Origin of the sequence: Aquimarina discodermiae, from assembly GCF_040786235.1 — a bacterium.
Classification (GTDB): Bacteria; Bacteroidota; Bacteroidia; order Flavobacteriales; family Flavobacteriaceae; genus Aquimarina.
Window position 1 is genome coordinate 97540 of the sequence record NZ_JBFMKP010000017.1, and the last position, 19481, is coordinate 117020.

6 protein-coding genes are annotated in these 19481 nt (G+C 34.7%); 1 reads left to right on the forward strand and 5 read right to left on the reverse strand.

Translation table 11 applies throughout. From position 1 onward, the window contains the following. Positions 1-9: 9 nt before the first annotated feature. Complete coding sequence (locus tag ABW636_RS12605) at positions 10-2205, forward strand: T9SS type A sorting domain-containing protein (RefSeq protein ID WP_367590379.1); 2196 nt, start codon at positions 10-12, stop codon at positions 2203-2205. A 345-nt stretch (positions 2206-2550) separates the two neighbouring features. On the opposite strand, the gene ABW636_RS12610 is transcribed toward ABW636_RS12605, so the two are convergent. The 5 genes from ABW636_RS12610 to ABW636_RS12630 form a co-directional block, all read right to left on the reverse strand. Then, on the reverse strand, positions 2551-4188 hold the full coding sequence (locus tag ABW636_RS12610; RefSeq protein ID WP_367590380.1) for a hypothetical protein: 1638 nt from the start codon (positions 4186-4188) through the stop codon (positions 2551-2553). Positions 4189-4409: 221 nt separating this feature from the next. Continuing rightward, on the reverse strand, positions 4410-6242 hold the full coding sequence (locus tag ABW636_RS12615) for a serine hydrolase (protein WP_367590381.1): 1833 nt from the start codon (positions 6240-6242) through the stop codon (positions 4410-4412). 146 nt (positions 6243-6388) lie between these two features. Further along, positions 6389-9112 (reverse strand): T9SS type A sorting domain-containing protein, encoded by a 2724-nt coding sequence (locus ABW636_RS12620; protein WP_367590382.1) that lies wholly within the window; start codon positions 9110-9112, stop codon positions 6389-6391. 605 nt (positions 9113-9717) lie between these two features. Then, positions 9718-17817 carry a PA domain-containing protein gene (locus ABW636_RS12625; RefSeq protein ID WP_367590383.1) on the reverse strand — a complete coding sequence of 2700 codons (8100 nt, stop codon included), beginning with the start codon at positions 17815-17817 and terminating at the stop codon, positions 9718-9720. A gap of 663 nt (positions 17818-18480) precedes the next feature. Next, on the reverse strand, positions 18481-19437 hold the full coding sequence (locus ABW636_RS12630; RefSeq protein WP_367590384.1) for a PorP/SprF family type IX secretion system membrane protein: 957 nt from the start codon (positions 19435-19437) through the stop codon (positions 18481-18483). Positions 19438-19481 lie beyond the last annotated feature (44 nt).

The window sequence follows — 19481 nt, forward strand, 5'->3', positions numbered from 1 at the left end:
CACATAAGGATGAAACATATAACATTTTTTATTGCTGTACTAATAATAGCTTATACAGCACATTCTCAAGTAAACCTTCCGCAAGTTGATACACAAAACAAACGATTAATATTTACATCTACTGATCACCTGGAGCGTTTTATTGATTTTTATACCACCAATGATTCTGAAGATGCATTAGACCAAATTGTTGCCTCGTTAGAAAATAAGGGATTTGAAAGTTTACTAAACGTAGAAAATAGAATTGCCTATTTACAAAGTAAAGGTATTGCGATTTCTGGTGAAGATCTAGAAGATGACGAACTTATCGGTGATGATCGATTGGCCTGTTTACTCAATAACGAAAGACAGATTGTAATAGGAGGAAAATTACTTCAATATGAAGAAGATGGATTGTATTATACCCGTAATCTACAAAGTAATATCCACCAAAAAATCAGTGCCAAAAAAAATTTGAGTAAATCATCAAGTTCATTACCCAAAGAAATGATTAATGGAAATACCGTGTACAATCTGGGAGATGACCTTAGGTATTTTAGCTACGATTATAAAAACTCTATAGATGTTAACGATGACTACAATGTTCCTGATGGCAGTCAAAGATCATCAGCAAACGATCCTTATGCTCCACCCTATAATTTAAAATACTGCAACTTTGATGATGCCGGTTTTTTTGAATCCTTGCTCCCAGGTAGCTCAGAAGTGTGTATAAATTATATTAACGATGACAAACGAATAAGAACGAAATTTTCTAATCAGAATTACTTAATATTTTCAACTGTTTATGCCAAAGTTAAATCTCAAAAGAAGAAAAAATTCTTAGGCATTACCACATGGAAACGTGATAACTTTTGTAAATATTTGGAAATGGGTAGAACGGTGGTAATCAAATATCCTGTAGAGTATCCATTTCCTCCCGTTTTTAACAATAGTTTTTTGATTAAGGATAATGGATATAACAGGGTCATTGATATTAATGGAAATACTACCTATAGTGGTATACAAGGGCTTCATAATGTTTTTGACAAGTTTCCTTTTGACGATGCATCGTTTAACTATGAAATATACTTTTATGTGGGTACTTATGATCCTACACCAAAGGATATTAATAAGCTTGTAGCAAAAGGAGTTGAGGGATTAGTAAAAAGCCTGGGAAAAAGTTTTAATGATCTTTTTGGTAAAGATAAGAATACCTCTGTAGGGATAACTATTGATACCCCAGATGGTTTCTATATGACCGAATATGGAGTAAAAGAAAGAAAATACGGAACCTCAAGATTATCAAAATCATATGATTCTAATGCAGAAATAACACTATCGGCTAGTGCAGAAAACTTTTTTGAAAGTTTATTAAAAAACATAAGTCCAGATGATTTTCTCAATGGAAAATCGTATGAAGTCACAGTGCTAGACGTATATGGATTCGGTAGTTATAATGGATATATCTATGGTAGCCGAATTGTGAAAGGCCACTTAAACGAAAACAATACCGTTGAGATTGATTCTGATGGCGATGGAGTACCTGATCATGAAGATTTTTGCAGATACCAAAAAGGATTAAAAAGATATAGTGGTTGCCCATATGCTCTAATTGATAACCAATCGCTATATGCCAATAGAATTAATGATCATAACGGGGTTACCTCAAAGTCATCTAGCAGTTCGAGTACTCATACATTGGGAGCATGCTATAATTTACAACTCAAATCAGCAGACTATCCTTCTATCGTTAATACAATAAAGGGAGGAATCTATCAAAATTATGATATCTTAGCTGGCAAGGAGATTAGCATAGACGGTCGATCTAATATTACTATTAAACCACAAGGAAATACCAAAAGTATTACTTTAAAAATCGAATCTAATCCCTGTAACATACTACAACCAAGAAGTAGGTCCTCAGCGCCAGAAAATGTTCAAGGAAAAAGCTTTGATGCACAAGATAATCCTGAAAGCAACAGTATTGAAGAAAGCTCTTTTTCTTTTTATCCCAACCCAATATCGAATGTTTTGTACCTAGAAGATAAAACAGGTATTGCAAACTGGAGTATTAAAAACAATATGGGACAAGAAATGTTATCAGAGAATAGTCTTCAAAAAACAACTATAGAAATAGATACAAGTACATTGAACGTAGGAATGTATTTCTTGCATCTTACTACTAGTGATGGGCGAGAGTTAAGAAAAACAATTTTAAAAGAGTAAGACCAAAGAAAATATGTTAACTGTCCCGTAGTAAACTCACGAGGCATCAAGCAGAAAACAGTTTTAATATTTCCAGACGAATTTCAGAAAATTAAAACTACACAATGGGGATTAAAGATTAGTCGTGGGTAGGATAACACTATTTCTTTAAGATTAAGAGAGGTTGTCTAAAAAACAACCTCTTTTTTTGGATGATAGATAATTTACAAAACCGGCCAAATAGCCAGTATATTTTTCTAAATACTACTACAAAAAACCGGAAAGCTATTGAACTCTCCGGTTTTCAATCTATTTAACTCTGCTATAAGTCAAATACCCTTTTTTTATTTTATAATTTTTTTGTGTTTAATCATCTTGTAATGGGCAATCTGCAGGATTTTCTTCACAAACTTTATTGACCCACTCTTCGAACCCTGATGGGTTAAAAAGCTTGTTATAATAAGCTATTATTTTGTTGAAATCGATATCCTTAAACATTTCTTTAGCGTTGAGTCCAGAATTATCATACAATGCTGTATTCAAAAACTCTACTTCAGAACCTTGCTCAAATTCTATCACCAATTTTACAGGACTATCGATTGATTGTAGTCCGTTTTTGGTAAAAGGGAAAGGAAATTTCCAATATACCTGAGGCTTATCACAAGCTCCTATAGGTCCGGTAAACTGGATTCCTCCTAGATAGGCTTCGTTTCCGAAAAGAGATAGTATAGATTCATCTTCTGGTACATAATTAAATACATTATCAAGATTATCTACTCCCAAGGCATTGTTTTGTTGATCCAACCATATAAACCTTGATCCTTTTCTTATTTTGAAACCGCAAAAGTTATTCGGAAAAATAACTGTCTCTCCTACTTGCGGCATTACCGGTAAATACAATCTCGGAATTGTAATTTGTGGTTTTCCGTCTATACTATTAGTAAAATCTACCATCATTCTATGGTTACCATATCCAGATTGTAAATTAATATAGCTAGGTACTTTTGGTAAATCTTCTAACTGAATGGTTCCATCATTATTACCACCTCCTCCATTCTGCGGTGCTTTGTCCATCATAAAATCAAACTGATCTTTGGCCATAGCATTTTTTACACGTAGTCTAAAAGATGTTTTCTGAGAAGTGTTCCAAGCATAAGTATATACTTTTGTCTTATTTGCAGGAACTTCAAAACCAGAAAGGATACCACTTCTGTTGTTTTTCATAGATTTCCATACTCCATTTGACTTATATTCGAAATATAGTTCTGGCCCTTTATAGCTATCGCACGGAGGGTTTGCACAAAATCCACCAATAGGCAAATAATGATTGTTACTGCGACTTTGCACAGCCTTGCTACATATTTTACCTCTCCATTTTTTAATATTGCTATATTGAGCTATATAACGATATCTCGTGCCATTCTCGCAATAAGATGCCGGAACATTACTACAATCATTCTTAAACGCATTATAGTTGCCTGGTGTTTTGTCTAATCTTATAAAATCAGGCGCTCCTAAAAAGCCACCTGCAATCGAGCTTGTAAAATTATTATTATTACATGCAACGGTAGGTTGCGCTACAAAAATTGGGCTAATTGTTCTTTGTGTTGTTGTTCTTGCCCACCCTTGTGGTTCTGAAAAGCGACTTTCTGTACTTTTCTGCTTTGTGGGTGTGTCTAAAAAATTGGGAATAGCTGCACCTGGCTCTGATAGCGCCCAAAAGATTTCTCTTTCAGAAAGATCGCCTCCAAACTCTTGAGTAAGTGCATTAAGTGTCCCGCACGACTCACAATCACTCTCTTCCATGATAAAGGTTCCTGTAAGGTGCTCGTCATTTATTTCCTGAAAATATATCGAATTTCCGTTATCTAATGTAATCTTGGCAACGTCTTCTGATACCTCCTGAGTATCTAACGGCTCTGTTGCATCCAAATCTGTTTTTTGACATGATATCAATACCGATACCATTGTAAAAATCAAGACCTTAATTTTTGTGTTTTTCATAATTTTTTGAGTTTTACTAAATACTTACTTTATGACATTTTACAATGTCTAGTTTTGAACCGATTCACACCCCCGTTCCAAACTTTGGTATTTTGTTACCCAAAAAAATTAAAACCTTCAAAAAAAACATTCTCTAATCAAAAGTACACCCCAAAGGTTTTTGAAACCTTTGGGGTGTACTATCATTTCTGATTTGAAATTACTCAATAAAGAACTTTATGTTATTGTATACTTTCTTTTCTTCTTTTTTCTATTTCTGCTATTTGATGATTAGCTCTTTCGTTTTGTGGATTAAGCTCTAAAGATTTTTTATAATTCTCTATGGATTCATCCCATTCCTCCAGATTCATACATGCTTCTGCATAACTGTCATAAACATTAAAACTTTCTGGGTACAGGTTTATATTGACCTTAAAAATATCTTTTGCCAATTTTAGTTTTTCAATGTTCATTAAATCGTACCCAAGTTGATTAAGCGTATTTTCTATAATAGCATAGTCTTCGGGATCAGTTTTTGCTAATTCCTGATAAGCTATAAGCCCTTTTTCATACCCTTGCTCTTTTAAAATTTCGAAAGGAACTTTTTCTGTAGGTTGCATTTTTTCAAAAGAAAATGCTATACTATCATCATCTGGTTTAAGAATATCTATTATAACTTTGTTATTAGCATCTGTTTTAAACTGTAAAGGCCTGTTATCATCTTTACTTATGTATGTATCCTCAGAAATTTTAAAGAGCTCTACAGCTTCTTTTCCTGGTAATTTTTTAAACAACCTATTGTCTGATGAAGTTATATAAGCTACCAGTCCTTTTCCTTTTCGGTAACGCCCTGTTACTTTTGATCGATCCCCCGCGCTAATTTCTAGTTTTTTATGCACGGGTACATACTTATCCCAATGGTAGGTCAACGCAACTGCTCTGATCAATTCATCGATAAATGCAGGGTGGTTAGAGTTGATTAAAACAACAACACCATAACCCTTATCCTTATGTGCCATTAAAGCACTCGAAAATCCTTCATCCCATCCACCATGTTCAAAATAGATATCATCACCCATTTTTTTAAAAAAGAGTCCTAACCCAACGAAATCTTCTACAAAAGGAGTAAGCATGGTTGTGGTCATCTCTTTTGATAAAACTTTAGTACTTTCTCCTTTTAAGGTTTGCTGTATATTAACTGCAAACTTAGCAAGATCTTCTGCTGTTGTCCATAATCCAGCTGCGGCCATTTCTGGGTAGGTATGTCTTTTTCCTTTGGTCATAGTTCCGTCCGGCAGATATCCGGTAGCAGCAAATTTTAATTGTTCTTCCTGAAGAGGCTGATCATAGGTACTATTATTCATTTCTAAAGGTTGAAGCACTAACTCTTTCATTAAGGAAGGAAATGTTTTCTTTTCTACATCCATCATGAGCTGTTGCATAACAGTATATCCTCCTCCAGAATATCGAAAGCTCTCTTCGGGGGCTTTATCCACAACAATAGCTTCAGAATTTGCCGGAGTTTCTCCGTTTAAAACCTGTACCAAAGAAGGAACGGGAAGATCTGGGCTATACCCCCAAAACCCATGAATCGTTAATCCACCGCTATGGTTCATCAAATGTTTTATAGTAACTTTCTTGTCTTTGGTAAATTCGTTATCGGGCAAAGTCCATGACTGTAAATAGGTATTCACATTTTCGTTTAGATCTATTTTTTGTTGCTCTACCATCTTAAGCCCGCCATAGGCAGCAACTGGCTTACTAATAGACCCTGCCTGAAACAGAGTTTGTAGGGTTACCGGTAACTGAGTTTCTTTATCTACAACGCCATAACTTTTTACCCAATCTACTTTGTAATCATTTATTACTGCAATACTAACTCCCGGAACTCCGTAATGTTTCATACGTTCTTCTATCGTCCAGGTAGAATCACTTTCAAAATAAACCCTTGGTATCAGGCTAGCTTCAACCTTTTTTACAGGGTCTTCTTTTACGATTTCGGGCTTTGATTTTGTACTTGTATTACAAGATTGTAAAAATCCTGCAACCAATAGTAAACTAACTAGTTTTTTCATACTGTTTTTTGATTTGAATGAATTGTATTGACTGATTTAAGCCCATTTATAAATGGGCCTCTGATGTAAATTTATTTTAAAATAAGCAAACCCCAAAAGTTTTATAAAACCTTTGGGGTTTGCTACATTCTTTATGATGTTATCTATTAGTTTTTAATTAGTTTAACAACTCTCTCTTCATTAGTGCCAGTGACCACTCGTGCAAAATAAACACCTGATTCAAGTTCTATGATTGTAAACTTATTTTTTGTGGTTTCAAGCACCAATTTACCAACTGCATTGAATATTTTCACACTTTTCACCTCATCATTGATCGTAATTACCTCTCTTCCTGGATTAGGAAATAATACTCCCTCATCATTAGAAGCTGGTAGATTATTAATAACCTTATAATAATAGATGTTGGCACTACTGTTTTGGCTCTTACTAGCAAAAGTTACGATAACACGATACCTTCCGTCATCAACTACAGTGAAGTTTTTATCGGTAGAAACATCAAACCAATCAGAACTACAATTAGAACCAGTGGTTGGGCAATTGTATTGTAATTCTATATCGCAATCGACTTCATTTAGTTTTTGCCAAACAACAGACTCGATATTAGCAAAAGGAATATTTAATTCTTCTCCTTCTCTACCTCGAATTTCAATTACAGGATAACTTTGATTGGTATTTGTACAAAGTAAAATTTCATCTGCGTATTCTATAAGTGGGTTTTCGATTGCTCCCTCGATATCAACCGATATTTCTTCTAAAGTACAATTAGCTATATCATACACCTTTAATTCATGGTTTCCTATACTTACATTATTAAACTCATGAGTAGAGTGAGCATTTTCTATCGTTATGTCATTGTCTAGTACTATCGTATAGGATCCGTTATCCTCTAGTATTTTTACTATTATCGTTCCATCATCTTCAGAGTTTATAGGATTAATAGTTGTAATATCAACGTTTAACGTAGAAGAAGTATTTGAAGACACCTCAAACTCTTCTGTCAATGACATACAACTTCCATCGGTACTTTCTTTTACCACAACGTATGTACCCTGTTGTGGATTAAGCACATTCATAAAATTAGTAGTAGTGACAATAGGATCAACAATACCAGGTCCCGACCAGGTATACATATCAAACCCTGTACCTGCTACAAGCGTTAAACTATCACCACATAAAGTAACATCACTACTACAAACGGGTATGTTTGTTAAAATATTGGTAGTACTTTCACCGATATCATTTCCGCAGGCACCTATACCTGTACTACTATAACTTACCCTTGTTTTTCCTGTAGTGCCTCCCACATAATTCGCTATTGCATTGCTTTTCAATATATTGGAACAAGTATCTGTCAACTCTTCACAATTACTTGCTACCATAACATTATAGCGAATAGATATTGAAGTATCGTTTACCTCTACAATATTAGCCGGAATATTGAAATTGATTATGTTTTCTGAAACCATAGTATAGATAATCCCTGCTGGTAATGTTGCATCATCTACGGCAACAAGATTGGTATTTGCCGGCAATACTGCAGACACATTGATCATACCATCCACTAGATCCTCATTCCCAATATTTTCTATTTCTATTTTATACCATAATGTGGCTCCTGCTGAAACATTGGCGCCATTAATATCGGTAATCCCATCTGCGTCTAATACCTTTTGTACAATTCTTAATTCTGGTTTTACAATTTCTGTCACAAAAGCATTTAGAAATACTCTATATGAATCTGCATCTGTCGAAAACCTAAAGGTAGCACTGGTCTGATCATTATCAATTAGACTGTTATTAGGATTCGAAATATCAAACAAATCAATATCTAATCCCAGTGTATTTTCTGAAGCTGGGTAACGATTGGTTATATATTGATGATTAAGTGTAATAGAGCTATTAAAAAAGTTAATTGTCGGATTTATATCATTATTTTCTGCGGGAGTTAAATTATCTTCTCCTAGTGCAATGAAAGCAGGAGGGTTGGCTGTATTTTGCAGAAGCAATTGATCTCCGTTAGGCCCTAAATCTGTAGCTCCTATTCCTCGATCTCCTTCTAATGCTGCCACGCCATATTTTACATTTACAGGAGATGGAGCAGAAACCGTTGTAAATCCAGAAAAGGTAAAATCAATATCAGGTCCACTATTATTTGCCTGAACGAATCCATCACTGGTACTAATAAACTTTACACTTTCTAGAGGGTCTTCATAAATCACCACCAACGTCCAACCTCCACCAGCGCCAGATACACTGGATGTTCTTCCTATTGTAGCGTTCATATTTGCTACAGTATAAGTACCATCAATATTATTTTGATCGATTAGGCCTGTTACATCTGCATAACATACATATGGTACATCGTCTGATGCAACATTAGACGGATTAGTCGGCGTGTTGCGATACCCATCATAAATAATATTCTGAGCAGTTACTTCACTATATTGACCACCAGGCACTCTTAACTTAATTTTTCTAAAATCTGCATCTCCTATTTTTCTAGCATCCACAAGTGGTAAATCTGATACTTGCTCATCTCCATCATGGCATACTCGTTCGAGATAATAAGTGGCTCCCCAATATAAACCTGCATAAACAATAGTAGAACAATAAGGGCTTGGTACGCTAATATTGGCACTGCTAGAGCTAAAGGTACTTGGGTCACCATCTATATCTATATACGCTGATATGCTATTTCCATTATTTAGCATTCCATCATATGAGGCATTAGGGTTATAGCTACTATTATCCTCATCGCTATCCACTAATCCTACAATAGCATTTCCAGTCATGATTAAATTACCATGAATATTGTTCTTTGTTTCTCGGGACGAAAATGGTACTATTTCCTGTGCTATCAAATTTGCCATGCCAACAAAAGTTAAGCACAACATTAAAAGTTGTAATTGTTTTTTCACGGTTTTAAGATTTAAGGTTTTAAAAATTAATTTATTAAGTATGATATTGGTTATCTAAAATTCTACTAATTAGTAGATCGTAGGAGTGCAAACATACTTCAATAAGTACCTAAATTACAACTGTTTATATATGATATTCGCGACTTTATAGTCTTAATTCGCGAATTTCGTGTATTCGCATCATTTTAAAAATGGATATCTCACAAAAAACACTCTAATACCGATTGTTATTGAACATTAAATGGATGCTATAGATTATATATTCGTGCTTATACTTATCTAAAGATCTTGTGAAATATTAGAATTTATGATAAGTACTATGTACCAGATCTATAGATACAGTGCAAATTTTGTTTTAATCTATAACCTACTTTATGAAATGTATAACTTAAGGTAATTTTAATACCAATAAAAAAACCATTCTTTTATCAAGAGTGGCTTCATATTCTCTAAATTATTTAGAACAAGGAATTCTTTTTTGTTACAGCTTTTTTAAAAATAAAAACACCGTAAAAATGATCTACATTTACGGTGTTTTATATAATTAAACGTTTGCTTTATTTTTTTACCAGTTTAACAACCTTCTCTTCATCATTAGCCGTTACCACTCGTGCAAAATATACACCAGCTTCGAGTTCTATGATATTAAACTTGTTTTTATTGGTTTCAAGAACCAACTTACCAATCGTATTAAATAGCTTTATATTTTTTACCTCATCATTGATCGTTACGATCTCTCTTCCTGGATTAGGAAATACAACCAACTCATCATTGATCGCTTCTAAGTTATTAATAACTCTGTAGTAATAGACTTTTGTATTGTTTTCATTCTTATTGGCAAAAGTTACAATCACACGATACCTTCCATCATCAACTACTGTAAAATTTTTATCGGTAGAAACATCAAACCAATCAGAACTACAATTAGAGCTTGTAGTAGGGCAATTGTATAGTAACTCTATGTCACAATCAATCTCATCTAGTTTTTGCCAAACAACAGATGCAATATTCGAGAAAGGGATATTTAATTCTTCTCCATTTCTGTCCTGAATTTCAATTACCGGATAACTTTGATTGGTAAGTGTACAAAGTAGAATTTCATCTGCGTATTGTATAATTGGATTTTTATCTACCACTTGTATCTCTACTGTTAATGTCTCTGAAGCACAACCAGCCATATCATATACTTTTACCTCGTGATTTCCTATAACTACATCATTAAATACATATGACCCGGCAATGTTATCTACTGTTATCTCATCATCCAGAGTAAGCATATAAGGTCCTTCTCCCTGATCGATTTTTACGATAATTTCACCCGTATCACCTGGATTGGTTGGGTTAATACCTGTTATAGAAACGGCTAGAGGAGTAGTATGTTCTTGTATGGTAATTTCTCCTATAGATTTCTCACAATTCCCAGACTCGATACTTCCTTTATATTCTCCTGGTTGTACGATAAATGTACCTGTTAGATTTTGATTTACATCTGGATTTGGTGTTCCATTAATTCCTTGTAATGTATAAATTAACCCAGTCAGTGGATTTTGATTATTTGCAATAAAATCAACATAGTATAGCGTATCTTTTATAATCTCTCCTGTTACGGGATCAATAGTAGCACACTCTGTTCGGGAAATTAAGGAAGCATCCAAATCGATTCCGTAAGGAATGTTTACTCCCATTTCTATTCTACAACCATTGGCATCCCTTACATAGATTACAGAAGTACCACTAGGAAGGTTATTATAGGTAAGCTTATCGACAACAAAATCGGCATCGTTATTTGTAATGTTCGTTTCATAAGGTGGTGTGCCTCCATCAATAGCAATCGTTACAGCACCCAGGTTATCACTATGGCAGCTTTCTGGAGTTATTTCTGTTACCGATACTTGTAAAGCTTGTGGTTCTAACATGGTATAATCAAACGTCACATCACAACCATTAGCATCTTGTATTAACACCGTATAAACTCCTGGTTCTAAATCCTCAAAAAGATGTTGATTCTCAACTCCGTCTGCAGCATCATTAAAAAACATTCCTGGCATAGAACTAATAGCATACGAATATGGTGGTGTACCAATACTTTCAAGATCATTTGGATCTACTGTAATTAGAATAGTACCATCATTATCTCCATGACAGGTTATATTTGTTGCTGTAAATACAGGATTAAGTAATGATGGTTCTGTTATTGTAATACTGCCTTGTATAGGACAGAAAGGAGCCTCTAAGGCATCAATAATCACAGTATAAGACCCCGCTGAAAAACCATCTATAGAAACTGGGTTTGTAGATGTATTTCCTATTCCTCCTACAAAATCCGGATTATCACTATTAGAAAAATGATATGCATATTCTCCTGCATAACCTGTAATGGTTAGTTCTACCACTCCTGTTCTATCTCCATGACACCCTACAACATTAGAAACCGTTCTCAGAGCCATATCCATAGTATCAAAAGGCGCAACTTCATGCGTGATGTCTCTGGTACAGCCTGTAGCAGTATCTGTTATTCTAAATGTATAGGATCCTTCACTCGACAATTCGAAATTTGCAGAAGAGTACGGTATGCTAGCAACTATTCCTGTTTGAGGTGCTACAGCTCCATTTATCTCTTCTACATCAAAAGGCCCTATCCCTGCATGAATATAAAGATCTATACTCTCTGGGTTGTGGCATGAAATATTTTGTGTAGTTTCTATAAAAGGTTCGTACATCCAAAATACTGGCACTTCTATTTCAAAAGGTGCAGATGCACAACCATTGGCATCAGTAACAGAGACAACATATGTTCCAGGCACTAAGGCATAAAAACTATACTGAACTCCTTCTTTTTCTTTATCAATATCTATGACATTATTTTCTTCATTAGAACCTGCACCATCATAGCTCACATTATAAGGGCCTACCCCTCCTATAATAGAAAGCGTGATTTCTGATAATGCTTCTTCATCAATTGTATTACAACCATGTATTTTTTGAGAATACTCTACAGCAATATTATTTGATCCATTAATACTTACTGGATCAAGAAAACTAGGACAACCATTACCTGCAATCACGACGAGGTTATATACACCTGGGACTAATCCTGTAAATACGGGATTATCCTGAGCGGTCCTTGTCACAGGTCCCTCTACAATTTCGTAGCTATATGGTGGGTTACCATCGGTAGCTCCATCAATATGTACGACGATGGTTCCGTCATTTCCAGAACAACTTACATCGGTAGTCGTTGTAGTTGCTACTGTTTCTATATATTCATTTACCGTTACTGTGTTAGAAAATGCAGAACAATTTGTGGTGATATCAGTAGCACGTATCGAATAGGTTCCTGGATTAACAATAGTAACAGGGGATGTAATAATAGAACTTACCACAGTGTTTGTACCAGAAAAAACTAAATCATAAATAAAGTTTTCTCCTCCTTCTGCAGTAAAAATAATTGAAGCTTCTGTGCAATCTAAACCTTTTGCCAACTGAGCATCGACCATTATCTCAGAGCTTATTGTAAAATTAACGATATTTGAAATACAGGTACTCTCAGAATTCATAACAGTTACCGTATGTAGTCCGGGTGTTAATTCTGAAATTTCAAAAGTATTGGCAGATGCTGTTCCATTCAAAAAATCTACTACAACTGGTGGATTATCATCAAGATTATAAATAAATGTGTTATTTATAAGATCCGCTGCATTTGGTGTAATTGTAATCCATTGTGACGCTTTATTTACCACATCATAACACGCATTACCTCCTGTTGTCAAAGCAATTGTTGGTCCTTGGGTATCGTTAATAATAACTTGTTCGAAATGTTCACATGCTTCAATCGAATTACCATCACGGGTTACAACCGTATATACCCCAGAAGCAAGGTCTGTAAATATATTACTCGTTTGATAAGGAATAATAACCAAAGTTCCTAGTCCATCTCTTAATTCATATTCATAATTCCCATTACCTCCGAACGTATCTATAATTATAACTCCTGAATTACTTCCACAATCTGTAGCATCGATAGTAGTAACAGTTGAAATTAACAGAGAATCTGGTTCAGTAACTTCTACGACATTAGAAATAGCAGTACAATTACCACTTGCCAAACTAGTGTCAGTTACCTCAACAGTATATGTTCCTGCAATTAAATCCCCTATAAATATTGAACCTGTTGTAGCGGTACCTGTTCTAATTACAGTGTTAGAAATATTAGATATCACATAATCAAAAGAAGTACTATTCTCTACAGTAAAAGAAAAAGATCCATTAACGTCCCCAAAGCAAATAACAGGATCTATTTGTGTAACCGCAACCGCTATTTCTGGAAGAACCGTAGGCGTAAACTCCTTACTATAGATACATCCACTAGAAGGGTGTGTTGCAGTAAAAGTATAATTAATACCATTTGATAACTGAAATCCAGATACTGCATCTCCAGAAATTGGTGTTGGAGTTACCCCAAATGTATAATCTATACCTACTGGAATTACTGTAGGTGTTACTAATACAGTTTGCTCATCGCAATTAGAATCACTTAGGGTAAAATTAATATCTTCTATAGTACCCGATGGATCGATTGTTATCAGAAATGATGAAATACAATCTCCGGTTTCTTGATTACGAATATATATGTTGTAATCACCTGCGGTAGGAATTTCTATGTTAAAAGGTACTGTTGTGATATTTGCATACCCCTGGGTATCTTCAAAACTCCATTCATAGACACCAGAACCTCCCATGATAGCAGAAATACTAATAATGGCATTTTCTGATCCTGGTGTGCAGCTTAATGCTCGTTCTACATTTATATCGGCAGTTATTGAGCTGGGAGAAGTCATTGAAAAATCTGACCCTTCTACCCCGCAAATTGGATCGCCCTCTGACACCGAAGTATCATTATGTAAAACACGAACTCTATAAGAAGTTAAATCTGCAACATTAACAAAAGTAGCTATTGTTTCTGTAGTAACGATTTCATCTACTACAGTATACAACGGGTTTATTGGATCTAGATCGGTAGTGTTTAATAATTGATAGGTATATACTCTACCTGCAACTATTGGTGAAACCTGCACTTCTACTTGTCCTCTATTGCCAAAACAGCTAGGTTGTATACTACTTACATTATCCAATACCGTAGGTTCATAATAAGAGAGGCCTGTTATATCTGTGCTAATTATACAAGCAGATACATCTACAGGTAAACTGTTATCTCTTATAAAAAACGTATAGGTTCTGGTAGGATCTGGTTCAATAACTTCAAAAATATTATTTGTCTGATAATTACCCGAACCATCATCATATAGATAATTACCTGCACCACTTAACACATTAATTTGCACTAATGGTCCAGAATCACATGTTGCAGGAGCAATTAATACTGCTTCTGCTCTAAAATCGGCTTCTGGCTTTATGGTTACTTGTTCAAGATGAATGCACCCTGGAGCTGAGTTAGGAGTATTTGACATTACTTCTACCTCATAGGTATCAGGTACTAAATTATCGAACGTAAAATTAGGATCGTTACTATTAGGTACTGTAATATTTACTGGAGGAACTAACGTGGTGCTAGAAATAGTGTAGCTATAAATAGGTGATCCATCGGTTACTTCTATATGAATACTACCGGTTCCAGTTCCTGTATCATCATTGATGCAGGTAGGGTCTGTGGTAGTCACATTTATAAAAGTATTTCTCTCTAATACATTGATTGTAGCCGTATACTCGCAAGTAGGTAATGTTGTATCAATACTATATACCGTTACATCTCCTCCTGATCCAGCAGGTATAGGAAAAGTAGTTGTAGGGCTGTAAGGTCCGCCTTGTGTTAAACTAAATTCATATCCAACTGGTGCATTAATAACCGTTACACTACCGTCATTACCACACTCAATATCTGTTGCAGATAATGTAGGTTGATAATCATTTTTAAAGACACTAAAATAAAAGGGTATTGTACAACCTCCTGTAAACTCGGCCACAATTCTATAATCACCTCCATTAAAAACACTAAAATCAGAACCATTTCCTAAAGGTTCTTCTACCCAATTTGTGTTGGCACAATCCTCTGATAAGAAAGAACAAGAATCTGTGTTATCCAATATACAAGCATCACTTGGTACTAATCGTTGCCATGAAATACTTGTTAAACTTGCTGGATCGAAATTGGTTTCTAAATAAAAGTCCTGATTACCGCACAATAAAATTTGTGGTATTTCTAAGCCGTTGCAATTGGTAGAAATCACATTGTTACCATTTACATAATTAAGAATAGGGTTGTTGATATTACTAATCCCATCTACCACAAATTCTTCTGTTAAAGACATACAACCATCTACCGCAGTATTTTCTTTTACTACAGTATATGTACCGCTTTGTGGATTGGGTACATCAAAAACATTGGTGGTAGTTATAATAGGAGTAGCAATACCAGGGCCCAACCAAGTATATTGATCATATCCTGTTTGTGCGTTCAGTTGCAAATCATTACTACAAAAAGAAATAGCACTACTACAAGCAGGAATATTTACTAAAAAATTAGTGATCTCTGCCCCAAACGTATTATTTCTTGCAATATTAGAAACAGCACCAGTATAAGCAATTGTGCCTATGCCTTTAATTTCGCTTGAACAAGCATCTCTTAATCCCTCACAGCTACTTACTGTTGCTACCCTATAGCGTATAGCAATAGGTGCATCTGTAGTCTCAACAATCGTTGCAGGAATATTAAAGACCAATGCATTTGGTAGTGTTATACTATAGGTAACTCCTGATGGTAAGGTAGTATCTACCACACTTATAATATTCAGGTTATCTGATATTTGTTCTGTAATTGTAATCGATCCATCTACGAGGTTTTCTGTACCTACATTTTCAATCTTTAAATCATAAAAGAGCTCATCTCCCAATTCTATATTCTCATTGGCAACATCCGTAACGCCGTCTTCTGCATATACTTGCTTTGTTACTTTTAATTCTGCCTTTACTGGTGTTGCTACTTCTATCGCAAAGGCATTTAAAAATACTCTATAGGTATCTGCATCTGTAGAAAGTCTAAATGAAGCATTATCTTGGTTATTTGCTACCAAAGTATTACCCGTATTGGGTAAGTCAAATAGATCAATATCTAATCCTAACGTATTTTCTGAAGCTGGATTACGAGTGGTAACATATTGGTTATTAAACGTAATCGAACTATTAAAAAAATTAACCGTTGGATTGATATCAAAATTATCTGGCGTATTAAAATTATTTTCACCTAACGGGATAAAAGCCGGTGGAGTTGCTGTGTTTTGTATTAAAACTTGATCCCCTTTAGGCCTAGTAGTTGTGGCTCCTAGTCCTCGATCTCCTTCTAAGGCCGCTATACCATATCTGGCATTTACGGGTAATGGAGCGGGCGGTGTCATAAAGCCTGAATACGTAAAATTAACATCGGGATCACTATTTTGGATCTGTACAAACCCATCACTGGTACTAATAAACTTGGCACTTTCTAGGGGGTTTTCATAAATCACCACCAGTGTCCATCCTCCTGCAGCTCCCGATGCTCCAGAAGTTCTGCCTATGGTAGCATTCATATTAGCTACTGTATAGGTGCCATTAATATTATTTTGATCTATTAAATTTGTTACCTCTGCATAACATACATACGGTACATCATCTGATGCCACATTTGAAGGGTTCGTAGGCGTATCTCGATACCCATCATAAATAATATTTTGTGCAGTAACCTGATTATATGAACCTCCTGGTACTTTAAATTTTATCTTTCTAAAATCTGCATCTCCAACTTTTCTTGCGTCTAATAGTGGTAAATCAGAAAGTTGTTCATCGCCATCTGAGCCACTTTTAGTCATTAATGTAACACTTACCATGGCTGTTTCCATCTGAGCAATAATAGCATCTCCATTTGTTTTATTTATGGATACTGCTGGAATTGTAATGCTTACATCTTCACCACTCATAGTTAAAGTATCATCAGAAGTATTTACAACTATTACAGCGATTGCTCCAGCATTCTGAGCGTTGATTACTTTGTCAGTAAATGAACAAGATCCTCTACGAATTACCGCTATATTTCCATCAAGTTCTGTAGTATTTGTAACAGCTGTACAACCATCTTCTGTAGTGTCTAATCCATCATTTACTAAAACCAAATTTGTCGTTATACCAGGTCCATCTGGTATTGCAATACTACCTTGTGTAAAAATATTGTTATTAACTTCATAATCCCCCGCAAGAGATGTGTTATTTATCTTTAGAGAAGGGGTCTCTTTACTAATCCGTTCTATGTAATAGGTGGCTCCCCAATACAAACCTGCATATACAATTTTTGAATGATCTGGGCTTGGTACATTAACATCGGCACTACTAGAACTAAACGTATTATCGTCATTATCAATATCGATATATGCTGTAACACTAGCGCCATTACTTAAATTACCATTATAAGCCGCATTGGGATTGTAGTCAATATTATCTTCATCAGAATCAACTAACCCTACAATCGAGTTACCTGTCATGATTAAATTACCATGAATATTGTTCTTTGTTTGGCGTGATGAAAGCGGTACTATTTCTTGTGCTACTAGTTTTGCCATACCAACAAAAACAATGCATGATATCAAAAGTTTTAATCGTAATCGTTTTTTCACAGTTCTATGATTTAGGTTTATAGGTTTTAAAATTCAGATAATTATTTTGTACGAAATATTTATTACATATTTGAAACAAACGTTTATACCGCACTTTTTTTACTTTTTAAGCTTAAGAGCACAAACATACTTCAATAAATTGTTATAAAACAATCTCTTATAGAAGATATTTATGGTTTTACAGTCTTATCTTCTTGAATCACATGTTTTCTTATCATTTTAAAAGTCAGTATTTAAACAAACGCATCATTCTTTATTAATTGAGTGTTACAAAACATCGATTTGTCCTATTTTTTCTAATTTTTATATATGCTTCAAGAAGCATACTACTATATAATGTTACCTACGCAACATTTGTTACCTACTTTCTTTAATTATTTTGAAAAACCCACCAAATATCCAGATTTATAAGAAAAATGAGGTACTGAATCTTAAGATTGTTGAAGATACAGGACAAATTTTATACAATTTATACCATTTACGCTTTATAATAAACACTTATACTATGCGAGTTGTACTTTCTCCCACCTCTAGGTGAAGAAAGATCATCACCATAAAAATCTCACATTCTACTTTCTCCATCATTTCAACAATGCGGGACAATAAAAAAAGGTGTCTGATACAATCAAACACCTTTATTTTATAATTTCAAGATTATTTCTTCTAATAAGTACAACCACATTTACTTTGTCTACATCCAAAGTCAAACCCTAAGGTAATCATATGCGATCCGGCAGCTGTAGTAGGTTGTAATACCTCATTGACATTGATTTGGTATCCATAAGCCACATAAAAATTTGCTTTTTTAATCCCTAACATAGGAGATACCGACAGCGGTTTAAAATCCTGATCTACCAGAGATCTTACACTTATTCCCGCCCAGTAATAGTCTGTTTTATGCATTTTACGCACTTTTAGATTAAGATCGGCAGTAGAACGACCATCGGCAGCAAAACTTTGATATAACACAGAAGGCTCTACCTCTATATCACTAAATCGATGATAAAACGTATATCCTGTATATAAATAATAGTTCTGTATTTGTGATGGTTCTGTAGGGTTAAAATCATCTATCTGCTTCTGTAATAAATTCACCGCATTGGCACTTAAAAAGAAACGACCTAATCGATATAGCATCGCGATATCGAAGTTTGAATCATTTACACTAATATCTGCAAGTCCTGGATTAAAAGGATTATCAGGATCTCCATTACTAAACTCTGAAGTATCAATACCAAACTGAGTGAATTTATAACTAATACCAAAAGATAAGTATTGGTTATTATATTCACTTAGCGTTAGGTGATGCGCAAATGATAATTGTACCCCTTTTTGGGTAGTAAATCCATTTTGGTCATTAAATAAAACGGCTCCAACTCCAGAGCGGTCCGATATACGCCCATCAATAGATAAAGATTGGGTGCCTGGCGAATCTTCTATATTTACCCATTGCTCAAAACCAGAACCTCTGATCTGCCAACAATCCCCTATACCTGCATAGGCAGAGGAAATTAGATATGGGTTATCTGCAATATATTGATTTTGTACAGGTGCTAAAAACTCCTGCGCCAACGCACAATAACTTACAAATAGACTTATGACTACAATATATTTCTTCATCTAAAATTAAAAATTAGGGCTCATTAATTTTCTTTTCCTACGCA